At 40.0% G+C, this 17,553-nt stretch carries 16 protein-coding genes; 1 reads left to right on the top strand and 15 read right to left on the bottom strand.

The window, feature by feature from the left end:
• Positions 1-90: 90 nt before the first annotated feature.
• The 4 genes from tkt to yneA form a co-directional block, all read right to left on the bottom strand.
• Positions 91-2,097: a transketolase gene (gene tkt, locus CSV76_RS01395; RefSeq protein ID WP_099624535.1), complete on the bottom strand. Its 2,007-nt coding sequence runs from the start codon at positions 2,095-2,097 to the stop codon at positions 91-93.
• Between the two features lie 108 nt (positions 2,098-2,205).
• Positions 2,206-2,442, bottom strand: coding sequence for a DUF896 domain-containing protein (locus CSV76_RS01390; protein WP_085428721.1), 237 nt, complete (start codon positions 2,440-2,442; stop codon positions 2,206-2,208).
• A 67-nt stretch (positions 2,443-2,509) separates the two neighbouring features.
• Positions 2,510-3,163 (bottom strand): YneB family resolvase-like protein, encoded by a 654-nt coding sequence (locus CSV76_RS01385; RefSeq protein WP_085428720.1) that lies wholly within the window; start codon positions 3,161-3,163, stop codon positions 2,510-2,512.
• Positions 3,160-3,486 (bottom strand): cell division suppressor protein YneA, encoded by a 327-nt coding sequence (gene yneA, locus CSV76_RS01380; RefSeq protein WP_158232726.1) that lies wholly within the window; start codon positions 3,484-3,486, stop codon positions 3,160-3,162. Before yneA ends, CSV76_RS01385 begins: the two co-directional genes overlap by 4 nt.
• Positions 3,487-3,681: 195 nt before the next feature.
• Here yneA and lexA point away from each other — a divergent pair, with 195 nt between their 5' ends.
• Positions 3,682-4,302, top strand: a complete 621-nt coding sequence (lexA, locus tag CSV76_RS01375; protein ID WP_085428718.1) for a transcriptional repressor LexA — start codon at positions 3,682-3,684, stop codon at positions 4,300-4,302.
• 49 nt (positions 4,303-4,351) lie between these two features.
• Here lexA and CSV76_RS01370 read toward each other — a convergent pair whose 3' ends face one another.
• The 11 genes from CSV76_RS01370 to miaB all read right to left on the bottom strand — a co-directional run bounded on the left by CSV76_RS01370 (position 4,352) and on the right by miaB (position 17,414).
• A complete protein-coding gene (locus CSV76_RS01370; RefSeq protein WP_085428717.1) occupies positions 4,352-5,611 on the bottom strand; it encodes a methionine gamma-lyase family protein in 1,260 nt (419 codons plus the stop codon).
• A gap of 94 nt (positions 5,612-5,705) precedes the next feature.
• On the bottom strand, positions 5,706-5,930 hold the full coding sequence (gene hfq / locus CSV76_RS01365) for an RNA chaperone Hfq (RefSeq protein WP_085428716.1): 225 nt from the start codon (positions 5,928-5,930) through the stop codon (positions 5,706-5,708).
• 40 nt (positions 5,931-5,970) lie between these two features.
• On the bottom strand, positions 5,971-6,903 hold the full coding sequence (gene miaA / locus CSV76_RS01360) for a tRNA (adenosine(37)-N6)-dimethylallyltransferase MiaA (protein ID WP_099624534.1): 933 nt from the start codon (positions 6,901-6,903) through the stop codon (positions 5,971-5,973).
• The gene (locus tag CSV76_RS01355) at positions 6,887-7,813 is read right to left on the bottom strand and encodes an alpha/beta hydrolase (RefSeq protein ID WP_099624533.1); all 927 of its coding nucleotides are present in this window, start codon (positions 7,811-7,813) and stop codon (positions 6,887-6,889) included. Before CSV76_RS01355 ends, miaA begins: the two co-directional genes overlap by 17 nt.
• The gene (locus CSV76_RS01350) at positions 7,810-9,450 is read right to left on the bottom strand and encodes a glycerol-3-phosphate dehydrogenase/oxidase (RefSeq protein ID WP_099624532.1); all 1,641 of its coding nucleotides are present in this window, start codon (positions 9,448-9,450) and stop codon (positions 7,810-7,812) included. Before CSV76_RS01350 ends, CSV76_RS01355 begins: the two co-directional genes overlap by 4 nt.
• Before the next feature lie 27 nt (positions 9,451-9,477).
• Complete coding sequence (gene mutL, locus CSV76_RS01345) at positions 9,478-11,304, bottom strand: DNA mismatch repair endonuclease MutL (RefSeq protein WP_099624531.1); 1,827 nt, start codon at positions 11,302-11,304, stop codon at positions 9,478-9,480.
• Between the two features lie 5 nt (positions 11,305-11,309).
• Positions 11,310-13,877 (bottom strand): DNA mismatch repair protein MutS, encoded by a 2,568-nt coding sequence (gene mutS, locus CSV76_RS01340; protein ID WP_099624530.1) that lies wholly within the window; start codon positions 13,875-13,877, stop codon positions 11,310-11,312.
• 276 nt (positions 13,878-14,153) lie between these two features.
• Positions 14,154-14,645: an immunoglobulin-like domain-containing protein gene (locus tag CSV76_RS01335; RefSeq protein WP_099624529.1), complete on the bottom strand. Its 492-nt coding sequence runs from the start codon at positions 14,643-14,645 to the stop codon at positions 14,154-14,156.
• A gap of 109 nt (positions 14,646-14,754) precedes the next feature.
• Positions 14,755-15,312, bottom strand: coding sequence for an outer spore coat protein CotE (gene cotE, locus CSV76_RS01330; protein WP_085428709.1), 558 nt, complete (start codon positions 15,310-15,312; stop codon positions 14,755-14,757).
• Between the two features lie 120 nt (positions 15,313-15,432).
• Positions 15,433-15,867 carry a YlbF/YmcA family competence regulator gene (locus tag CSV76_RS01325; protein ID WP_085428708.1) on the bottom strand — a complete coding sequence of 145 codons (435 nt, stop codon included), beginning with the start codon at positions 15,865-15,867 and terminating at the stop codon, positions 15,433-15,435.
• Complete coding sequence (gene miaB / locus CSV76_RS01320) at positions 15,867-17,414, bottom strand: tRNA (N6-isopentenyl adenosine(37)-C2)-methylthiotransferase MiaB (RefSeq protein WP_099624527.1); 1,548 nt, start codon at positions 17,412-17,414, stop codon at positions 15,867-15,869. The genes CSV76_RS01325 and miaB overlap by 1 nt, the downstream gene beginning before the upstream one ends.
• Positions 17,415-17,553 lie beyond the last annotated feature (139 nt).

Below are 17,553 nucleotides of genomic sequence, written 5' to 3'. Positions count from 1 at the left end.
TTTGCGGAAAACTTCATCACTATTATTGTCGTAAAGCTGCGCAAAAAAACACACGACTCTTTAGAACTTAGAGTCGTGTGCCCAAAATAATTAGTTATTTAGTAAATTTTTCATTTCTTTAACAACGTTTTCTACAGTGAAGCCATATTTTTCAATGACTAAGTCACCTGGCGCACTTGCACCGAATGTGTCGATTGCCATGACAGTACCTTCATCACCAGAGTATTTATGCCATCCAAGTGAAGCACCCATCTCAATCGCTACTCTCTTCTTGATATTCTTTGGTATAACAGAATCTTTGTATGCTTGATCCTGCTTCTCAAAGAGATCCCATGAAGGCATTGAAACGACACTGACGTCGATATCTTGTTCTTTAAGTGCTTTCTGTGCTTCCACAGCAAGACTTACTTCAGAGCCGCTTGCTAGCAGTAAACCATCTGCTTGCTCTTTAACAGCAGGTGAAATGACGTACGCACCTTTTGGAACGTATTCCATAGCAAGCTCTTGTGATTTTGGCAATACTTCAAGATTTTGTCTAGACAATACCAACACAGTTGGTGTGTCTTTTGAAGTAGCAGCTGTATGCCAAGCGGCAGATGTTTCATTTCCGTCAGCCGGACGAATGATAGACAATCCAGGCATCGCACGTAATGAAGCCAACTGTTCAACAGGTTCATGTGTTGGGCCGTCTTCTCCGACTGCAACGCTGTCATGTGTAAAGACGTATGTCACAGGTAATCCCATTAGCGCTGAAAGACGAATAGCAGGTCGCACGTAATCGCTGAACACGAAGAATGTTCCGCCGAAAACTTTCACTCCGCCATGAAGAGTCATACCGTTAAGTGCAGTCCCCATCGCGAATTCACGTACTCCAAACCAGATATTCCGTCCCGAATAATCACTAGCGGAGAAATCACCCGTATTTTTAATTGTTGTCTTATTTGATCCTGCAAGATCCGCACTACCCCCAAATAAAGCGGGAACAGCTTTCGCTAATGCATTGATTGAATCACCAGACGCAGAACGTGTCGCCACAGAAGCACCTGCTTCATAAACTGGCATTTGGTCCTTTAAGTCAGCTGGAAGTTCATTTGCAATCGCTTGTTTAAATTGTGCAGCTAATTCTTTGTGTTCGTTTTGATAACTTTCGAACAAGTCATTCCATTGTTGCTCTGATTGCACGCCTAATTGATCTGTTGCTGAATTGAATCGGTCATAAACTTCTTCAGGAACATGGAAGTCTTCTTCGAACGTCCACTTATAATACTCTTTTGTAAGAGCCATTTCATCTTCACCTAGTGGCGCTCCATGTGCATCGGCCTTACCAGATTTGTTTGGTGAACCATAACCAATGACAGTTTTCACTTCAATGATTGTCGGTCCGCCTGTGTTGCCTTTTGCTGCTTCAATTGCATCTGAAACAGATTTTATATCATTGCCATCTTCTACTCTTGAGTAGTTCCAGCCATAGGATTCAAAGCGCTTTTTAATGTTTTCAGAGAAAGACATATCCAAGTCGCCATCTAAAGAAATATCATTACTGTCATATAATACGATCAATTTATCTAATTGAAGATGGCCAGCCATAGAAATAGCTTCCGCTGCTACGCCTTCCATTAGATCGCCATCACCACAAAGTGCGTATGTGTAATGGTCTACAATATCAAAACCTGGTTTATTGTACGTTGCAGCAAGATGTTTCTCTGCCATTGCCATACCTACAGACATACCAATTCCTTGTCCAAGAGGTCCTGTAGTCGCTTCCACTCCTGCTGTGTGTCCGTATTCCGGATGTCCTGGAGTTTTTGAATCCCATTGTCTGAAGTTCTTTAAGTCATCAATACTCAAGCCATAGCCGCTCAAGTGTAACAAGCTGTAAAGTAACATCGAGCCGTGACCCGCTGAAAGTACAAAACGATCACGATTGAACCATTGTGGGTTGGATGGATTATGATGCAAATGCTTCGTCCATAATGTATAAGCCATCGGTGCTGCGCCCATCGGTAATCCTGGGTGACCTGAATTTGCTTTTTCAATCGCATCGATTGATAATGTTCGGATTGTTGTTATTGCCAGTTGATCGATTTTTTCGGTCATGCTGTACATCCTTTCCGTCCTGTCTCATATGAGTGTTTTATAGTACATATTCCTACTCTAGTGTAGTCAATTCCAACGCTAATTACAATATTAATCCTTTACCTATCATCAATTTAGCGGTTTTTGGTTCGCACGAGCTTGTTTGACTTTTTCAGGTGTTACATCATTTCCTTCTGGATCCAACACTTTGACCGATTCAATTGTCTCACGCATACTTGAACGGAATGTTTCTAAGTATTCTTTTCTTAGTTGCGTTTGTTCTTTGGCTTCTTCAATCGATAATCCTGTTGTTTTCTTTTTTTTCGCAAGTTCATTGATACGTTGTATTTTCTTTTCTGATAGCATTATTAAAAGCCTCCATAAATAAGTCGTTTAGTAAAATGTAAACAACCTGGAGGAAAAGTGCAACCTATTAGTGTTGCTGTGTTATAAACTCCCTATACCTTCTATGAACCGTCGCTTTGCTAACCGCATGACCTAACCCATTTAATACAGTTGCAATTTCTTCGTATGTTAGACCTTTGTTGCGTAGTGAAACAATTTCTTCTATTGGAAGCTCAAGTCGCTCACGCCCTGGAGCTTGGTCGATATTACGTAAATTCTTCGAAGGATCATACCCTTTGTCAACAGCACGTTTCATCCCTCTACGTATTTTTGCATTATGTAATTTCCGTTGATATTCTTCTACGATTGCAAGAATTTCAAGCAACATCGTATCCATTTCATTCAGTTCTATCGTACCGTTAGAATGATTGGTAATTACAGTAGTCTCACTTTTAGCAATCACATGTAAAATTGCGACCCTTGCATTGCCTCGTCCTAACCGTGTTTCGTCTTGAATGAACAGTGCATCGACTGTGCCATCTTGGATTTGATCCAACATAGAAAGAAGACCTTCCCGATCCATGTCATAGCCACTTTGCCGATCTGTATAGATTCCAACACAATCATAAGATAACTCAGACGCTAATTTTTCAAGTTCTTCTTGTTGCCTAATAATAGATTGTTCTTGGGTCTCCTTTTCTGTACTCACACGGCAATAGATTACACATCTCTTTTCTGTCATCTGGATCCCTCTCCTACTTCAGCTACTCGGATATCTGTCTGTTTATCCATTTTAACAGGCACACGTAGTAATTCACCCGAAACGATTTGATCAGTAGGTAATTCATTTAATGAGCGTACTTGTTCGATCCAGTGGCTAGTTGGTATATCTTCAGAGTAGTTGGACGCTAGCTGCCAAAGTGTATCTCCTTCATTAATAACGATTTCCATATAGTGATCTTCTTCAGCCATTTTATCGAACTGAACCCAAGCGAATGAAACACAAACAGCTAATAATACTGCAAAATAATAATTATTTTTGATAAATTCTTTAATATACTCCATCATAATTCCTCCTCTATTTCCTGTATTTAGAATACACGTTCGGAATACTTGTTCTTAATTATAAGAGAACATACGATTCCATGTCAAGCAAAATTAGAACCTTTGTTTGATTAGTAGCCGAACACATGTTATACTATATTCAAAATAGTGGTTCAGTATTCCATTGCTCGTAAACTAGTAGAAGAGGTGAATCTGTTGAAGAAAATATCAAAAAGACAAGAAGAAATACTCGCTTTCATAAAAGATGAAGTTCGTTTAAAAGGCTATCCACCTTCCGTTCGTGAAATTGGAGAAGCTGTTGGACTGGCATCAAGTTCCACGGTTCACGGTCACTTATCAAGACTCGAGAGTAAAGGTTTCATACGCCGGGATCCAACTAAACCCCGCGCCATCGAGATCTTGGATCCAGAAGGATTGGATGAATTAAAAAGTGGTGTTATGCATGTACCATTAATCGGGAAAGTTACTGCTGGTAATCCAATCACAACAATTGAAAATATAGAAGAATACTTCCCATTACCAGATACGTTTGGTTCATCAGAAGATGAAATCTTCATGTTAGAAATTGTAGGAGATAGTATGATAGAAGCGGGAATTCTTAATGGGGACCGTGTAATTGTTAGACAAACACACTCTGCAAGTAATGGTGAAATTGTTGTTGCCATGACAGAGGAAGACGAAGCAACTGTTAAACGTTTCTTTAAAGAAAAAGACTATTTCCGGCTACAACCAGAAAACTCCTCCATGGAGCCGATCATTGTAGATAAGGTTTCTATATTAGGTAAAGTTGTTGGCGTATTCCGTATGATTCATTAATAAAAAAAGTGTATCGTGAAACCTAGAAGGTTTTCGATACACTTTTTATTTATACTAAGTTCTTTTCAAGCAACTGTTCCATAGAATCGAGCACAGCCGATTTTACATGCTCATAGGTCAAACCACCTTGAATATATGCTGTATAAGGTGGTCGAATCGGGCCGTCAGCTGTTAATTCAATACTGGACCCCTGAATGAATGTACCCGCTGCCATGATGACGTCATCAGCATAACCGGGCATATATGAAGGTTCCGGTGCGTACTGGGCATTGATTGGGGAATTTTGCTGGATCATCTGACAAAATGCAATCATTTGTTCCGCGTTCAAGAAATTAACTGATTGGATTAAATCCGTACGACGCTCACTGTAATGCGGTGTCGTGTCCATACCGAAACTGCCAAAAAATGCAGATGTGAAAAGTGCGCCTTTGACTGCCTGGCTTACTACATGCGGCGCTAAGAAGAATCCTTGATACATCTCCAGTAACGTGTCGAGTGACGCCCCTGCTTCGGCTCCAAGGCCTGGTGACGTCATACGATATGCACACTTCTCAACCAAGTCCTTCTTGCCCGCTATATAACCACCTGTTCTTGCTAATCCGCCACCTGGATTCTTAATAAGTGAACCTGCCATTAAATCAGCTCCAACTTCAACAGGCTCTTTCATTTCAACAAATTCTCCGTAGCAATTATCTACAAAAATCACGACATCTTCCTTCATTTTACGTACTTCCTTAATGATCGCTTCTATTTCATGGATTCTGAATGACGGATTGCTTGAATATCCTTTTGAGCGTTGAATGGCAACAATCTTCGTCTTAGAGGAAATAGCTTCTTTTGCTTTTGCGTAATCAACAGATCCATCTTCTTTCAAATCGATATGCTGATAGGATATTTGAAAGTCTTCCAATGAACCTGTATCTTTGCCGTTCCCCGAAATAATGGATTCTAATGTATCGTATGGCTTACCTGTTATGTAAAGCAATTCATCGCCTGGACGTAATATTCCAAACAAGCTGATTGTAATAGCGTGTGTGCCGGAAATAATCTGATTTCTTACGAGACAGTCTTCCGCCCCGAATACATCCGAATAGACTTGTTCCAACACATCACGGCCGCTATCATCATATCCATAGCCAGTAGAGCCTGATAGATGAAAGTCGCTTACTTGATTCTTTTTGAATGCTTGTAATACTTTTCTTTGGTTATAAAAAGCGATTTCTTCCATTGTCTTCACAAACGGAGCGATTTCTTCTTCTGCTTCTTGAGCTTTTAACAGTAATTTCTCATTAATTGGTGCGATTTGCATGTGTAGTACCTCATTTCATATTATCATCTTCTATTTTAGCAGATGGAATGCGTATGCCAAATAAAAGACAACAAAAAAACAGGCAAGCGCCTGTTTATTGTTCATCTTTTAAAATAACCGGTTTCGAAGGAGCATACGTAGAGATTGCATGCTTATAAATCAGCTGTTGTTTACCATCTGACTCGAGTAGAACGGTATAATTGTCATATGACTTGATTAGACCTTTCAATTGAAAACCGTTAAGCAAAAAGATTGTAACGAATGTGTTGTTCTTACGTAAAGAATTCAAAAACGTATCTTGCATATTTCCTTGTGCCATTCAATTGCCTCCTCATTCCTATTATTAAGTTATTCCCTACTTACTTCTGAAAATCCTTTATTATTTTACAAGTTGCTTGAAAAATTTCTTCCGTAGATTGATTAGCATTTACCCATTGAACCGGTAATTTATTACGGAAATAGGTAAGCTGTCTTTTCGCGTAATTACGTGTGTTTTTCATCACAGCTTCAATTGATTGTTCTTTCGTCAATTTTCCATCAAAGTAGGAGATCAACTCTTTATAGCCTATCGCCTGAACTGATTGCGTTTGACGAATTCCCTTATCCCATAATTGTTGGACTTCTTTAAACAAACCTGCTTCTACCATTTGTTCAACACGCAAATCGATTCTCTCATAAAGTAGTTCGCGGGGAAGATCAAGTCCAATAATCAACGAGCGATACATCGGCTGATTTCCTGACTGTTTTTCGTGATCTTGTTTTGTCAGACCAGTCACTTCAAGGATCTCAAGCGCACGCACAAGACGTCTGTGATTGTTTGGGTGTATTTTCTCCGAGCTTTTCGGATCTAACTCCGTCAGTCTTGCATGCAATACATCAGCCCCTTTTGCTTCAAGCTCTTGCTCCAGACGCGCACGCACTTCAGAATCAGCAGCCTGTTCTGTAAATCGATAATCGAATAGCACCGATTGTACATACATTCCGCTACCACCTACAATAATCGGCAATTTCCCGCGAGATTGAATATCTGCAATCCATTGTCTAACTGCCTGTTGATATTCCGCCACAGAAAACGACTCTGTCGGTTCTTTTACATCAAAGAAATGATGTGGAATTCCATTCATTTCAGATGCATGGATCTTAGCCGTACCGATATCCAGTTCTTTATAGACTTGCATAGCGTCTCCATTAATGATTTCTCCATTAAATGATTTGGCAAGCGCTGTACTTAGTGCTGTCTTCCCTGAAGCTGTAGGTCCTACTACTGCTAGTACATCAAATGGCAGATTCATGTTTTTTCATCCACTCCACTATAGTCGTATACACTTGTTTATAATTAGTTTCTTGTAGCATTTCATGTCTGCCGCCTTCAAACAGCTGAACAGTAACATGTCGTTGATTCGCTTTATCAAATTGTTTGGCTACTTTCCAAACACCCTTCGCTCGATTCCCAACTAAATCATCAGTTCCTGATAATAATAAAATGGGCAGTTCATTTGGAATATTTAACAAGAATTCAGGAGCTTCTATAGAGTTCATTCCTTCAAGCACCACACGGAACATTTGAGCAGTCGGCACAAACCCACACGCTTCATCTTCTTCATAATCGCTGACACTTACCGTATCGCGTGATAACCAAGAAAATTCACCTTCGTCTGGGAATTGTTTTGAATAATTACCGAAGACTAAACTGTTTAAAAGCTCATCTGGTTGCTCTTTCGGATATTTGTCTTCTCTATATGCAGCTAATGCAATCGCTGCATGCGCTGTAAGCTCAGAATTCGATCCAGTGCCCGATAGAACCACACCACTAAGCGTAGAACCATATAACTGAATATAGCGCCTCGCAACGAATGAGCCCATGCTGTGCCCTAGTAGCACTAACGGAAGTTCAGGGTTTTGTTGTTGATAGGCTTGGTTGACTTCAAATGTATCATCTACTAATTGATCGAATGTGGCAGATTGACCTAGATAACCATACGTATTACCGTTTTCGATAGCCGTCTTACCATGACCACGTTGATCGTGGAGCGTCACAACATATCCTTGCGATTGTAAATGTTTTGCAAAACGATCATACCGACGACTATGTTCCGCTAGTCCATGAATGATATGCACACGTGCTTTCGGATTCGTCGCTGGTGTATAAGCTCTACTGTACACTTTTGTACCGTCACGCATCTCTATCCATTGATCCGTCATGAGCTTACACTCCCTTTCGCTTCCGCTATTGCATTCTTCAAATCATTTTCGTGAATTGATTTCTCACTGTCCGTGTAGTGCAATAACGTAGCCATATAGTCTGTTACTTGTGCTGCCAATGATTCTACTACATCGATTTGAAAATACAGATCTCCTTTTCGGCGAATAAAGAAATCACTTGGTGAAGTAATCATTTCATAATGAATGCCATATAAAATCTCTGCACGTAAACTAACAGGCAACTCATTTTCCTCTGCTGAAACTACATGGGCAAATTGGAATACTTGATCACTATTTCTACCATAAAATGAAGCAAGACGTGCGCCTTGCTGTGAAGTTAAACCAAATTGGGATGCACGTTCAGCCTGTTGATGGATAAACTGTTGCAAATCCTCATCATTTTCGAAATCACTTCCGGACACACAGATGTTTTTAGTTTCACAGTGCTGGATAAAAGGCTTTTCTAATCGTTCGGCAATTCGATCCACTACGACTTCAGCCATCTGTCGGTAACCCGTTAACTTTCCGCCAGCAATTGTTAGCAGCCCAGGTGCCGTTTCCCACACTTCATCTTTTCTTGAAATTTCAGAAGCATCCTTGCCTTCTTGAGCAATCAGTGGACGTATTCCAGCCCATGTGGATTCTACATGATGACGTTGCAGATGAACACTTGGGAAAATTTGATGAACCGCATCAATAATATAATTAATATCTTCTTCTGTCGCTACGGGATTCTGTTTATCATCTGAGTAAAATGTATCAGTCGTTCCGATGTACGTCTTATTCTCTCGTGGAATAGCAAATAGCATTCGACCGTCTGAGTTATCAAAATAGATTGCTTGTTGCAGTGGGAATATGGATTGATCAACAACGATATGAACGCCTTTCGTAATATGCAATTGTTTCTTGTGTTGGCTACTAACCTTTTTCTGTAATTCATCAACCCATGGACCGGAAGCGTTGATGACCATTGAAGCCTTTACCGAAAACCGTTCGCCCGTCTGTTGATCACTTAAGACAGCTCCCACAATATGTTCGTTTTCAAAATTGAATTGTTCACATTTCATATAATTTAAACAAAGAGCACCTTTTTCTGATGCTTTCTTTAACACTTCAATCGTCAAGCGCGCGTCATCAGTTTGATATTCTACGTAATGTCCGCCGCCTTTTAAATTTTCTTTCTTCAACAATGGTTCAAGTTCAGCTGTTTCTTTTTTTGTTAGCATTTCACGACGTTCTGCATGCTTAACCCCTGCCAGTAAATCGTAAACGAGAAGGCCAACCGAAGTAGAATATTTGCCATACGTTCCTTTTTTATAGATCGGCAATAACATCGGCCTGGATTTCGTAATATTACGCGAATTGCGGAAAACGATTTCCCGTTCTTTCCCCGTTTCCGCCACGATCTTTACTTCAAATTGTTTTAAATAACGTAAACCGCCATGTATCAATTTTGTTGAGCGACTAGAAGTGCCTGCAGCGAAATCCTGCATATCAACTAGGGCAACCGAAAATCCTCTTGCAGCCGCATCTAATGCGATACCCGCCCCTGTAATCCCTCCACCGACAACTAATACATCGAATGATAAGTTTTTCAGGTTCTGAATTCTGCTTGATCTCTCTAATGTTGAAAACATAAAATCGCTCCTCTCTGACTTGCTTTGTTACATCACTCGTTTAAACATCTTCTCTAATTCATAGGTTGTAAAGTGGATTAACACAGGACGACCGTGTGGACATGTGTACGGATTGCGACAAGCACCAAGATCCGTGAGCAAACGTTCCATGTCTTCTTGTCTCAAATAGTAATTTGCCTTGATAGATTTTTTACAACTCATCATGATAGCACTTTCTTCGCGTAATTTCTCAACATCCACTTTTCGTTTCTCAAGCACTTGCTCTATCATTTCTTCAATGATTGAAGTAGCCTGTCCTTCAGGAAACCAAGAAGGATATTCTTTTACTGTATATGTGGCAGGACCAAATGATTCTAAAAACACACCGACTTCTTCCAGTGCGCTTTTGCATTCCTCAATCTTCACTTGTTCATCAGCAGAGTAATGAAAGACGAGCGGCAAAAGTAATTGCTGACGCTCACCTGAATCTACTTGACCAAGCTTCACCTTAAAATATTCATATTTGATTCTCTCTTGGGCTGCGTGCTGATCGATTAAATAAAACCCATCCTCATTTTGCGCAACAATATACGTTCCGTGAACTTGTCCTATAGGCACAATGGACGGAAAATGGTTTCCTTCTTGCTGCTCTTGTTCATACACAACAGGCTCTTCCGGTATAGATTCATCCCGCTGCTCAAAAATAGCTTCTGGAAATACCGATGTTGTCAGCTCTGTTTCAGGTTCTTCCGCGGGCATAATGGTCGGTGAAACTTCTAGACCACCTAATGGAACGCTCACTTCTGGACGGCGATAAGAAGGTGTCCAAATAGATTGCTGTTCAGAATCCCTTTTTATTGGCTTCTCTTTCTTTACCGCGTCAGGGATTATGGTGACTCCTTGAATCGCTTCTTTGATTGCATTTTTTATAAGAGAAAGTAATTCGCCTTCTTTACTAATACGGATATGGCGCTTTGCTGGGTGAACGTTAACATCCGTCAAAATAGGATCGGCTGTAATATCAATGACCGCAATTGGAAATCTTCCAATTGGTAAGTACGTATGCATCGCATCTATTGCTGCTTGCGTCCCCGCATAGCTTTTAATCCATCGCCCATTCATTAGAAGTGAAATATAGTTTTTCGAAGCACGTGTCATTTCGGGAAGTGTAATAAACCCCTTCACCTTGAAATCAGCATCCTCTTTTTGAAATGGAATCATTTTACGCGCAACTCCAACACCGTATATATCTGATAATACCCGTAATAAATCTCCTGAACCTGATGTTCTGAGAATTTCATGCTGATCGTGCGTTAATGAGAAGGATATGTCAGGGTGACTCAGTGCTAATCGGTTTAATAAATCAATGGTATGTCCCAGCTCCGTTTGAATTGTTTTCATATATTTTAAGCGTGCTGGTGTATTGAAGAATAGATGTTGTATGAGAAAATCTGTCCCTTTTCGTAAAGCACCTGCTTCATATTTCAGTACTTTCCCACCTTCAATCTCTACTACAGCACCATCTTCACCATTCGATGTCCATAATGAAACTTTCGACACAGCCGCAATACTCGCTAATGCTTCTCCGCGAAATCCAAGGGTACGGATACGAAATAGATCATGTTCATTGGATATTTTACTAGTAGCATGCCGTTCAAAACAGCGGATAGCATCGTCTTCAGACATACCGTTACCGTTATCGGTTACGCGAATAGAAGAGAGTCCCGCTTCTACTAGAGATACTTCTATTTTTGTACTCTGCGCATCAATCGCATTCTCCACTAGTTCCTTGACGATTGAAGAAGGACGCTCCACTACTTCTCCCGCTGCGATTTTATTGGCCAAGGTGTCATCCATAATGTGAATTTGATTCATCCCATTCACTCCTTCTTGTCTTGCATCAAACGTTCTTTCCATTCCATTAATTTTTGCATTGTCTGCATGGGTGTCATGTTCATCAAATCTATCGCTTCTATCTCTTCAAGCAACGTTTGTGTTTCTGGTGAAAAAATCGGTTCGCTAGTGGTATCAAAGAAAGCCAGTTGCTCCGATACAGAAGAAGCCCCTTTAGTTGTACTGTCTTCTTCAAAACGCTGTAGCAATGTTTTCGCACGTCCGACTACATCTGCAGGGAGACCTGCAAGTTCAGCTACATGGATTCCGTAGCTTCGATCGGCTGCACCTGGTAATACTTTGTGTAAGAACACAACTTTACCATTTTGCTCTTTGGCTGCAACATGAACATTCAGCAAGCGATCCAACACATCTTCTAATTGGGTCAATTCATGATAATGCGTAGAAAACAGTGTATTGGCACCAATTTCTTCGTGGATATATTCCATCATTGCTTGTGCAAGTGCCATCCCATCATATGTTGAAGTGCCGCGTCCGATCTCGTCAAACAATAACAAGCTGTGAGACGACGCATGTGCAAGTGCATATTGAGACTCCATCATTTCCATCATAAATGTACTTTGGCCAGACGCTACATCATCTGCTGCGCCAATCCTCGTGAAAATTTGATCTGTAATAGGCAATATAGCCTTTTCACAAGGTACGAAACAACCGATTTGCGCCATCACTACAGTCAGTGCTACTTGGCGCATATATGTACTCTTACCGGACATATTTGGACCTGTTATGAGCAGCATATTTTCATCTTCAGCAAGCGTGCAGGAATTTGGAATATATAGAGAATGATTCATCATTTTCTCTACGACAGGATGCCGGCCATTTTGTATATCGACTGCTTTCCCTGCATGGAATTCGGGTCGAACGTATTGATTTTTCTCCGACACTTTCGCAAATGCTAGAAGTACATCCAGTTCACTGATGACAGCAGCCAGTTGTTGAATTCTTTGTACGTCTCCTTTTACTTGTTCACGAATGGATTGGAACAATTCAAGTTCTAATGTCTGGCTGTCTGCTTCCGCATTTAGAATTAGCTCTTCTTTTTCTTTTAACTCTGTTGTTATATATCGCTCCGCATTGGCGAGTGTCTGCTTGCGTTCATAGCGTGACAGATCAGCTAAATGAATATTGGATTTTGTAATCTCAATATAATAACCAAATATACGATTATAGCCGATTTTTAACGTTTTAATCCCCGTCAGCTGCCGTTCTTTTTGCTCGAGCTGCGCTAACCAATTCTTTCCGTTACGTGACGCATCCCGAAGCTCATCCAATTTCTCATGATAGCCGTCTAGTATTAATCCACCATCTTTGGCTGATATAGGTGGGTTAACTGCGATTGCATCCGTTAGTAATTGAAAAGTTTCTTGACACGGGTCCATTTTCTCAGCAAACTGTTGCAACATTGGACGTTTAGATTCCTTCAGTAATTGTTTAAGTTTCGGTATATGAGACAATGAATTCCTTAACTGTGCCAAGTCACGAGCGCTCGCACTGCCCATAGAGATTCTTCCAGCAAGTCGTTCCACATCATAGACGTCATGTAATTCTTCCAGTAGTTCTTCACGTAAGAAATATTCATCAATTAAGTTATTTACAGTTTCCAGACGATTTTCAATCGCCTGACGCTGAGCTAGCGGCTGGTGAATCCACATGCGTAATTTTCTTGCCCCCATCGCCGTAACGGTTTCATCCAATACCCAGAACAATGTACCTTCTTTTTTTCCAGAACGAATGGTTTGTACAAGTTCTAAATTCCGCATTGAGTTCGCATCGATCGATAGTTTTGTATTTTTCTCTATATAGATAAAAGGACGAATGTGACCGAAAACCATTTTCTGCATACGCAACAGATACGATTGTAATTTGCGACAAGCTTCTTGTAGTTCTACCGGCAAATGTTCATATGTGTCGTGACCAATCGATCCCGAATGCTCTGTGTCTTCAATCGAAAGCATAATTTCCCGACTTTCGAACAGTTCTGCGAAAATGACATGAAGTTGCTCATCTACAATAATCTCCTTCATGCCAAGAGCTTCGATTTCAGCAAGCAGTGTACGCTCACTTCCTTCTATTAGTTCTACTTTTCCTTCGCCTGTACCCACATCTAGATAAGCTAATGCATAACATTGATTACCGAGACTATCGACGGCACCGATAAAATGATTGGCTTCTGTGTCAATCGTTTTACCTTCTGTTAATGTGCCAGGTGTAATCACTTTGACTACTTCACGTTTAACAATTCCTTTTACCGATCGCGGGTCTTCCATTTGCTCGCATATCGCTACTTTATAACCTTTATGAATTAATGTTTCAATATATCCTGTGGCGGAGTGATACGGAATACCGCACATTGGTATACGATCACGTGCGCCTGAGTCCCTACTCGTTAATGTGATTTCTAATAATGCAGATGCGTTAACAGCATCCTCAAAAAACATTTCATAGAAATCTCCCAAACGGAAGAATAAAAACGCGTCCGTATATTGTTCTTTAATTTTCAAATATTGTTGCATCATTGGTGTATGTTCAGACATGGTAAACCCTCTTTTTCTCGCTCATTTTCTATACATTATACCAAACCCCCTTTGAGTTAACGAATCAAAAGGGGCTGAGGTATTTTAAAATGTAGAAGGGATGTAATGAATTGAATACAAACTACTTTAAAAACAACAAAAAAACATCTCGGTTGTTAACGGCCCGAGATAGTTTTCAATCTTGAAAATCGGTATTCTGTTATTAAAAATAAACAATTGGCCGAACAGCTCCAAATAAAGTAAGCTACCAACTTTAATGACATATGATTGTGCTGTCTATACTGCAGAAATCACTGTGAACGGAACAGCAAGTGTTACTACATAATAAGGGGCTACCGGTTTCAAAAACATTTTGACTAGGCGATACTCTCCTGGCATGAGGGTCACACCTATTATTTCCACGGAAAACAATTGATGAATCACCTTTGCCGGTGCAATTAAACGACCCAAATTAGTGAACTGTGGATTTTCATAAAACACAAAATCTGAATGTGCCAACGTATACCATTCGTTATTTTTCAGTATTTCTATATGATAGTATTCGCCATATTCATAACTAATTTGGCTATCATTTCTTAATGTCGTGTGGAATATCGGCATACCTTCTTTATATTGTTGTGCCGAAATCGATAGCGTCAGACCACTTCTACTTGCCCCTAATTCTTGTTCAGGAGAAGGAGCCGAAAGAGTTTGCATATCATTTCCTTTGCTACATGCTGACAGCATCATTAGAAGTGCTGGAATTATAAACCATTTTATTTTCACCATAGGATCTCCTCCTATCCTAAGGCTACACCCATTACCGCAAAGTAAACTTGATACAGATCATTTTTATTAACGTATAGCAAATAAAAAAAAGCCGGTGAAACTCCCGGCTTTAAAATGGTGAATCTTTACGCTGAGGCGGTTGATGCGGTCTCTCTTTATTCGGAACCTCTTTATTCTTTTTATCTTCCATCACAATAGAAGAAGATTCAGCTTCTAGTATTGGCCATTCTTCATCGTACGGATGTGGATGAATCGTTACAGATACTTTTGTTTCACCAATCATCTCAACCAATAACTCTCTTTCAATTGAAATCGAGAAGTTTTGTCCGCATTCAGAAATACTAGCTTCTGTACAATTCGGATGCTGTAATACTGTGACAATCGTTTCCTCTTTTGCTGATGTCGGCTCATCGCGATAATGCAATGCAATCTTATCTTTATAAGGAATCGATTCAGTAAAGACGGAAGTTTTAGAATGATCATGGTGTGAGTACCAAACATTCACATCAAAACTACCGGTCACTTCCACGTACTTACCAACTTTCTTTGCTTGTTGCGTGTGATTGATCACCCAACAGCCCAATATACTTGAAGGACGATTAGGTGGCTTCAGCATCTCAGTAGACTCTGATCGATGCTTCCCTTTGGCAATAACAGCTTTAGTCACAATTTGTCTTAAGTTTTTCAGTTTTCTTCCTCCTTCTTTGGCTTCTATCCATCCTATGCAACAGCAGCCCAGAAATTGAAAAAAATCGGCAAGGAATTTTCTCCTTAGCCGATTTATTATTTAAGACAATGATTTTTTCTGTGTATTTTCTACGTATGAACCTGTTTCACCACGTAAAAGGTCGCCGCCAGTAGACTCGATAATTTCATCCGTTACACTGTTCGCAATCGTATTAGATACCAATTGTAGTAAATCATTCACTTCATCTTGAGACTGTTTGAACTCTTGTACCAATGGAATCGCATCGATTTCAGCTTGGACTTGATCAATTTTCTTCTCAATTGCTTTTAAAGCGCGTTCTTTTTCATAGTTTTGGAAATTTACTGCCTGCGTTTGAAGTGATTTCATACTAGCGATTTTTTCACGTACTTTTTGATTTTCATTAATTTGTGCTTCTGCACGTTTATAAAACTCGACTTCTTCTGTATTTGCCAACATATGTGCCAAATCGCGTGCTTTTTGTATGATTTCGTCTTTTGTAAATTTCTTCTCCATTATCCTATCACCTTTTCTTTCTGGACTACTCCGATGAATTCACCATTGAGCGACCATGATTTTGCTTCTACTATTTGCACTTCTACGATCTCACCGATTACAGAACGTGGGGCTACAAAATTAACCAACTTACTTTTTTCTGTATAGCCCGCTAGTACGTCAGGATTCCTTTTACTTTCTCCTTCAACTAGCACTTTAACAATTTGTCCCTCATATGGCTTCATAGCCTCTGCAGACATATCGTTCACTAGTTTAAGAAGTCGTTGCAAACGTTCCTTCTTCACTTCCATTGGTATATTATCTTGCATCTTTGCAGCTGGTGTTCCTTCACGGGGTGAGTAAATATACGTGAACGCCATATCAAAACCAACTTCGCGATAGAGGGACATTGTTTCTTGAAATTGTTCTTCGGTTTCATTTGGGAATCCCACAATAATATCCGTCGTGAGCGATAGATTAGGAATTGCGGTTCTAATCTTATCGACTAGCTCCAAATAGCTTTCCCGAGTATATTTACGAGCCATAATCTTTAGCATATCAGATGACCCCGATTGTACTGGCAAATGAATATGGTCAACTAAATTTCCGCCTTTTGCAAGAACTTCGATTAAATGATCATCGAAGTCACGAGGATGACTCGTCGTGAAACGAATTCTTGAGATATCAATCAACCGCAATTCATCCATCAAATCACCTAATCGATAGGTGATATCATCAAAATCTTTACCGTATGCATTGACGTTTTGACCAAGCAAAGTGATTTCTTTATATCCTTCAGCAGCCAACTGACGAACTTCTTGAATGATGTCTGACGGTCGTCTGCTACGTTCTTTACCACGCGTATACGGTACGATACAGTACGTACAGAACTTATCGCAGCCATACATAATATTAACCCAAGCTTTGATTTTTCCATTACGCACTTTAGGCAAGTCCTCGATCACGTCGCCCTCTTTTGACCACACTTCAATAACCATCTCTTTAGACATGTATGCTTCATGTAAAATGTTCGGTAGGCGATGAATATTATGTGTACCAAAAATCATATCTACTTGATCATACGTTTTTAAAATTTTATTTACAACGGATTCTTCTTGTGACATACAACCACATACACCGATCAGTAAATCTGGGTTTGTCAGTTTAAGTGGTTTGTAGTGGCCCAATTCTCCAAATACTTTATTTTCTGCATTTTCACGGATTGCACATGTGTTTAGTAATATGACATCTGCTTCTTTTACATTGTCAGTTGCATTATAACCTAACGCCATTAAAATGCCTGCAATCACTTCCGTATCGTGTTCATTCATTTGACAGCCAAAAGTACGTATGAAGAATTTACGGCCTTGTCCCATTCCTTTAAAGCGTTGATCTATTTGAAAGTTATCGTGATATTCCACTTCTTCTTTCCCGCGTTTTTTTGCGTCTTTCAGAGAAGGCCCGCTGTAGACAGACTCGAAATATTTGCTATAGTCTTTTTCTGTGATGTTTGATTTCGATTTGTTTTCTGCTACGAGTCCAGCTTGCAAGCGCTGTTCTTCATTCATTGCAGTAGCCCCTTTCTATTACTTATCGGGAAATAAGCATACATGATGTTATTATACTGAAGTTTTGATTGATATGACAGCAAACGGTTAAATTGTCGCTGGTTTGTCATGAAAAAGGAGATGCAATGAATATATCAGA

The sequence above is a fragment of the Sporosarcina sp. P17b genome (assembly GCF_002743115.1).
Classification (GTDB): Bacteria; Bacillota; Bacilli; order Bacillales_A; family Planococcaceae; genus Sporosarcina; species Sporosarcina ureae_C.
The sequence above is the reverse complement of the archived record's forward strand: the minus strand, read 5'-3'. Positions and strand labels throughout refer to the sequence as shown.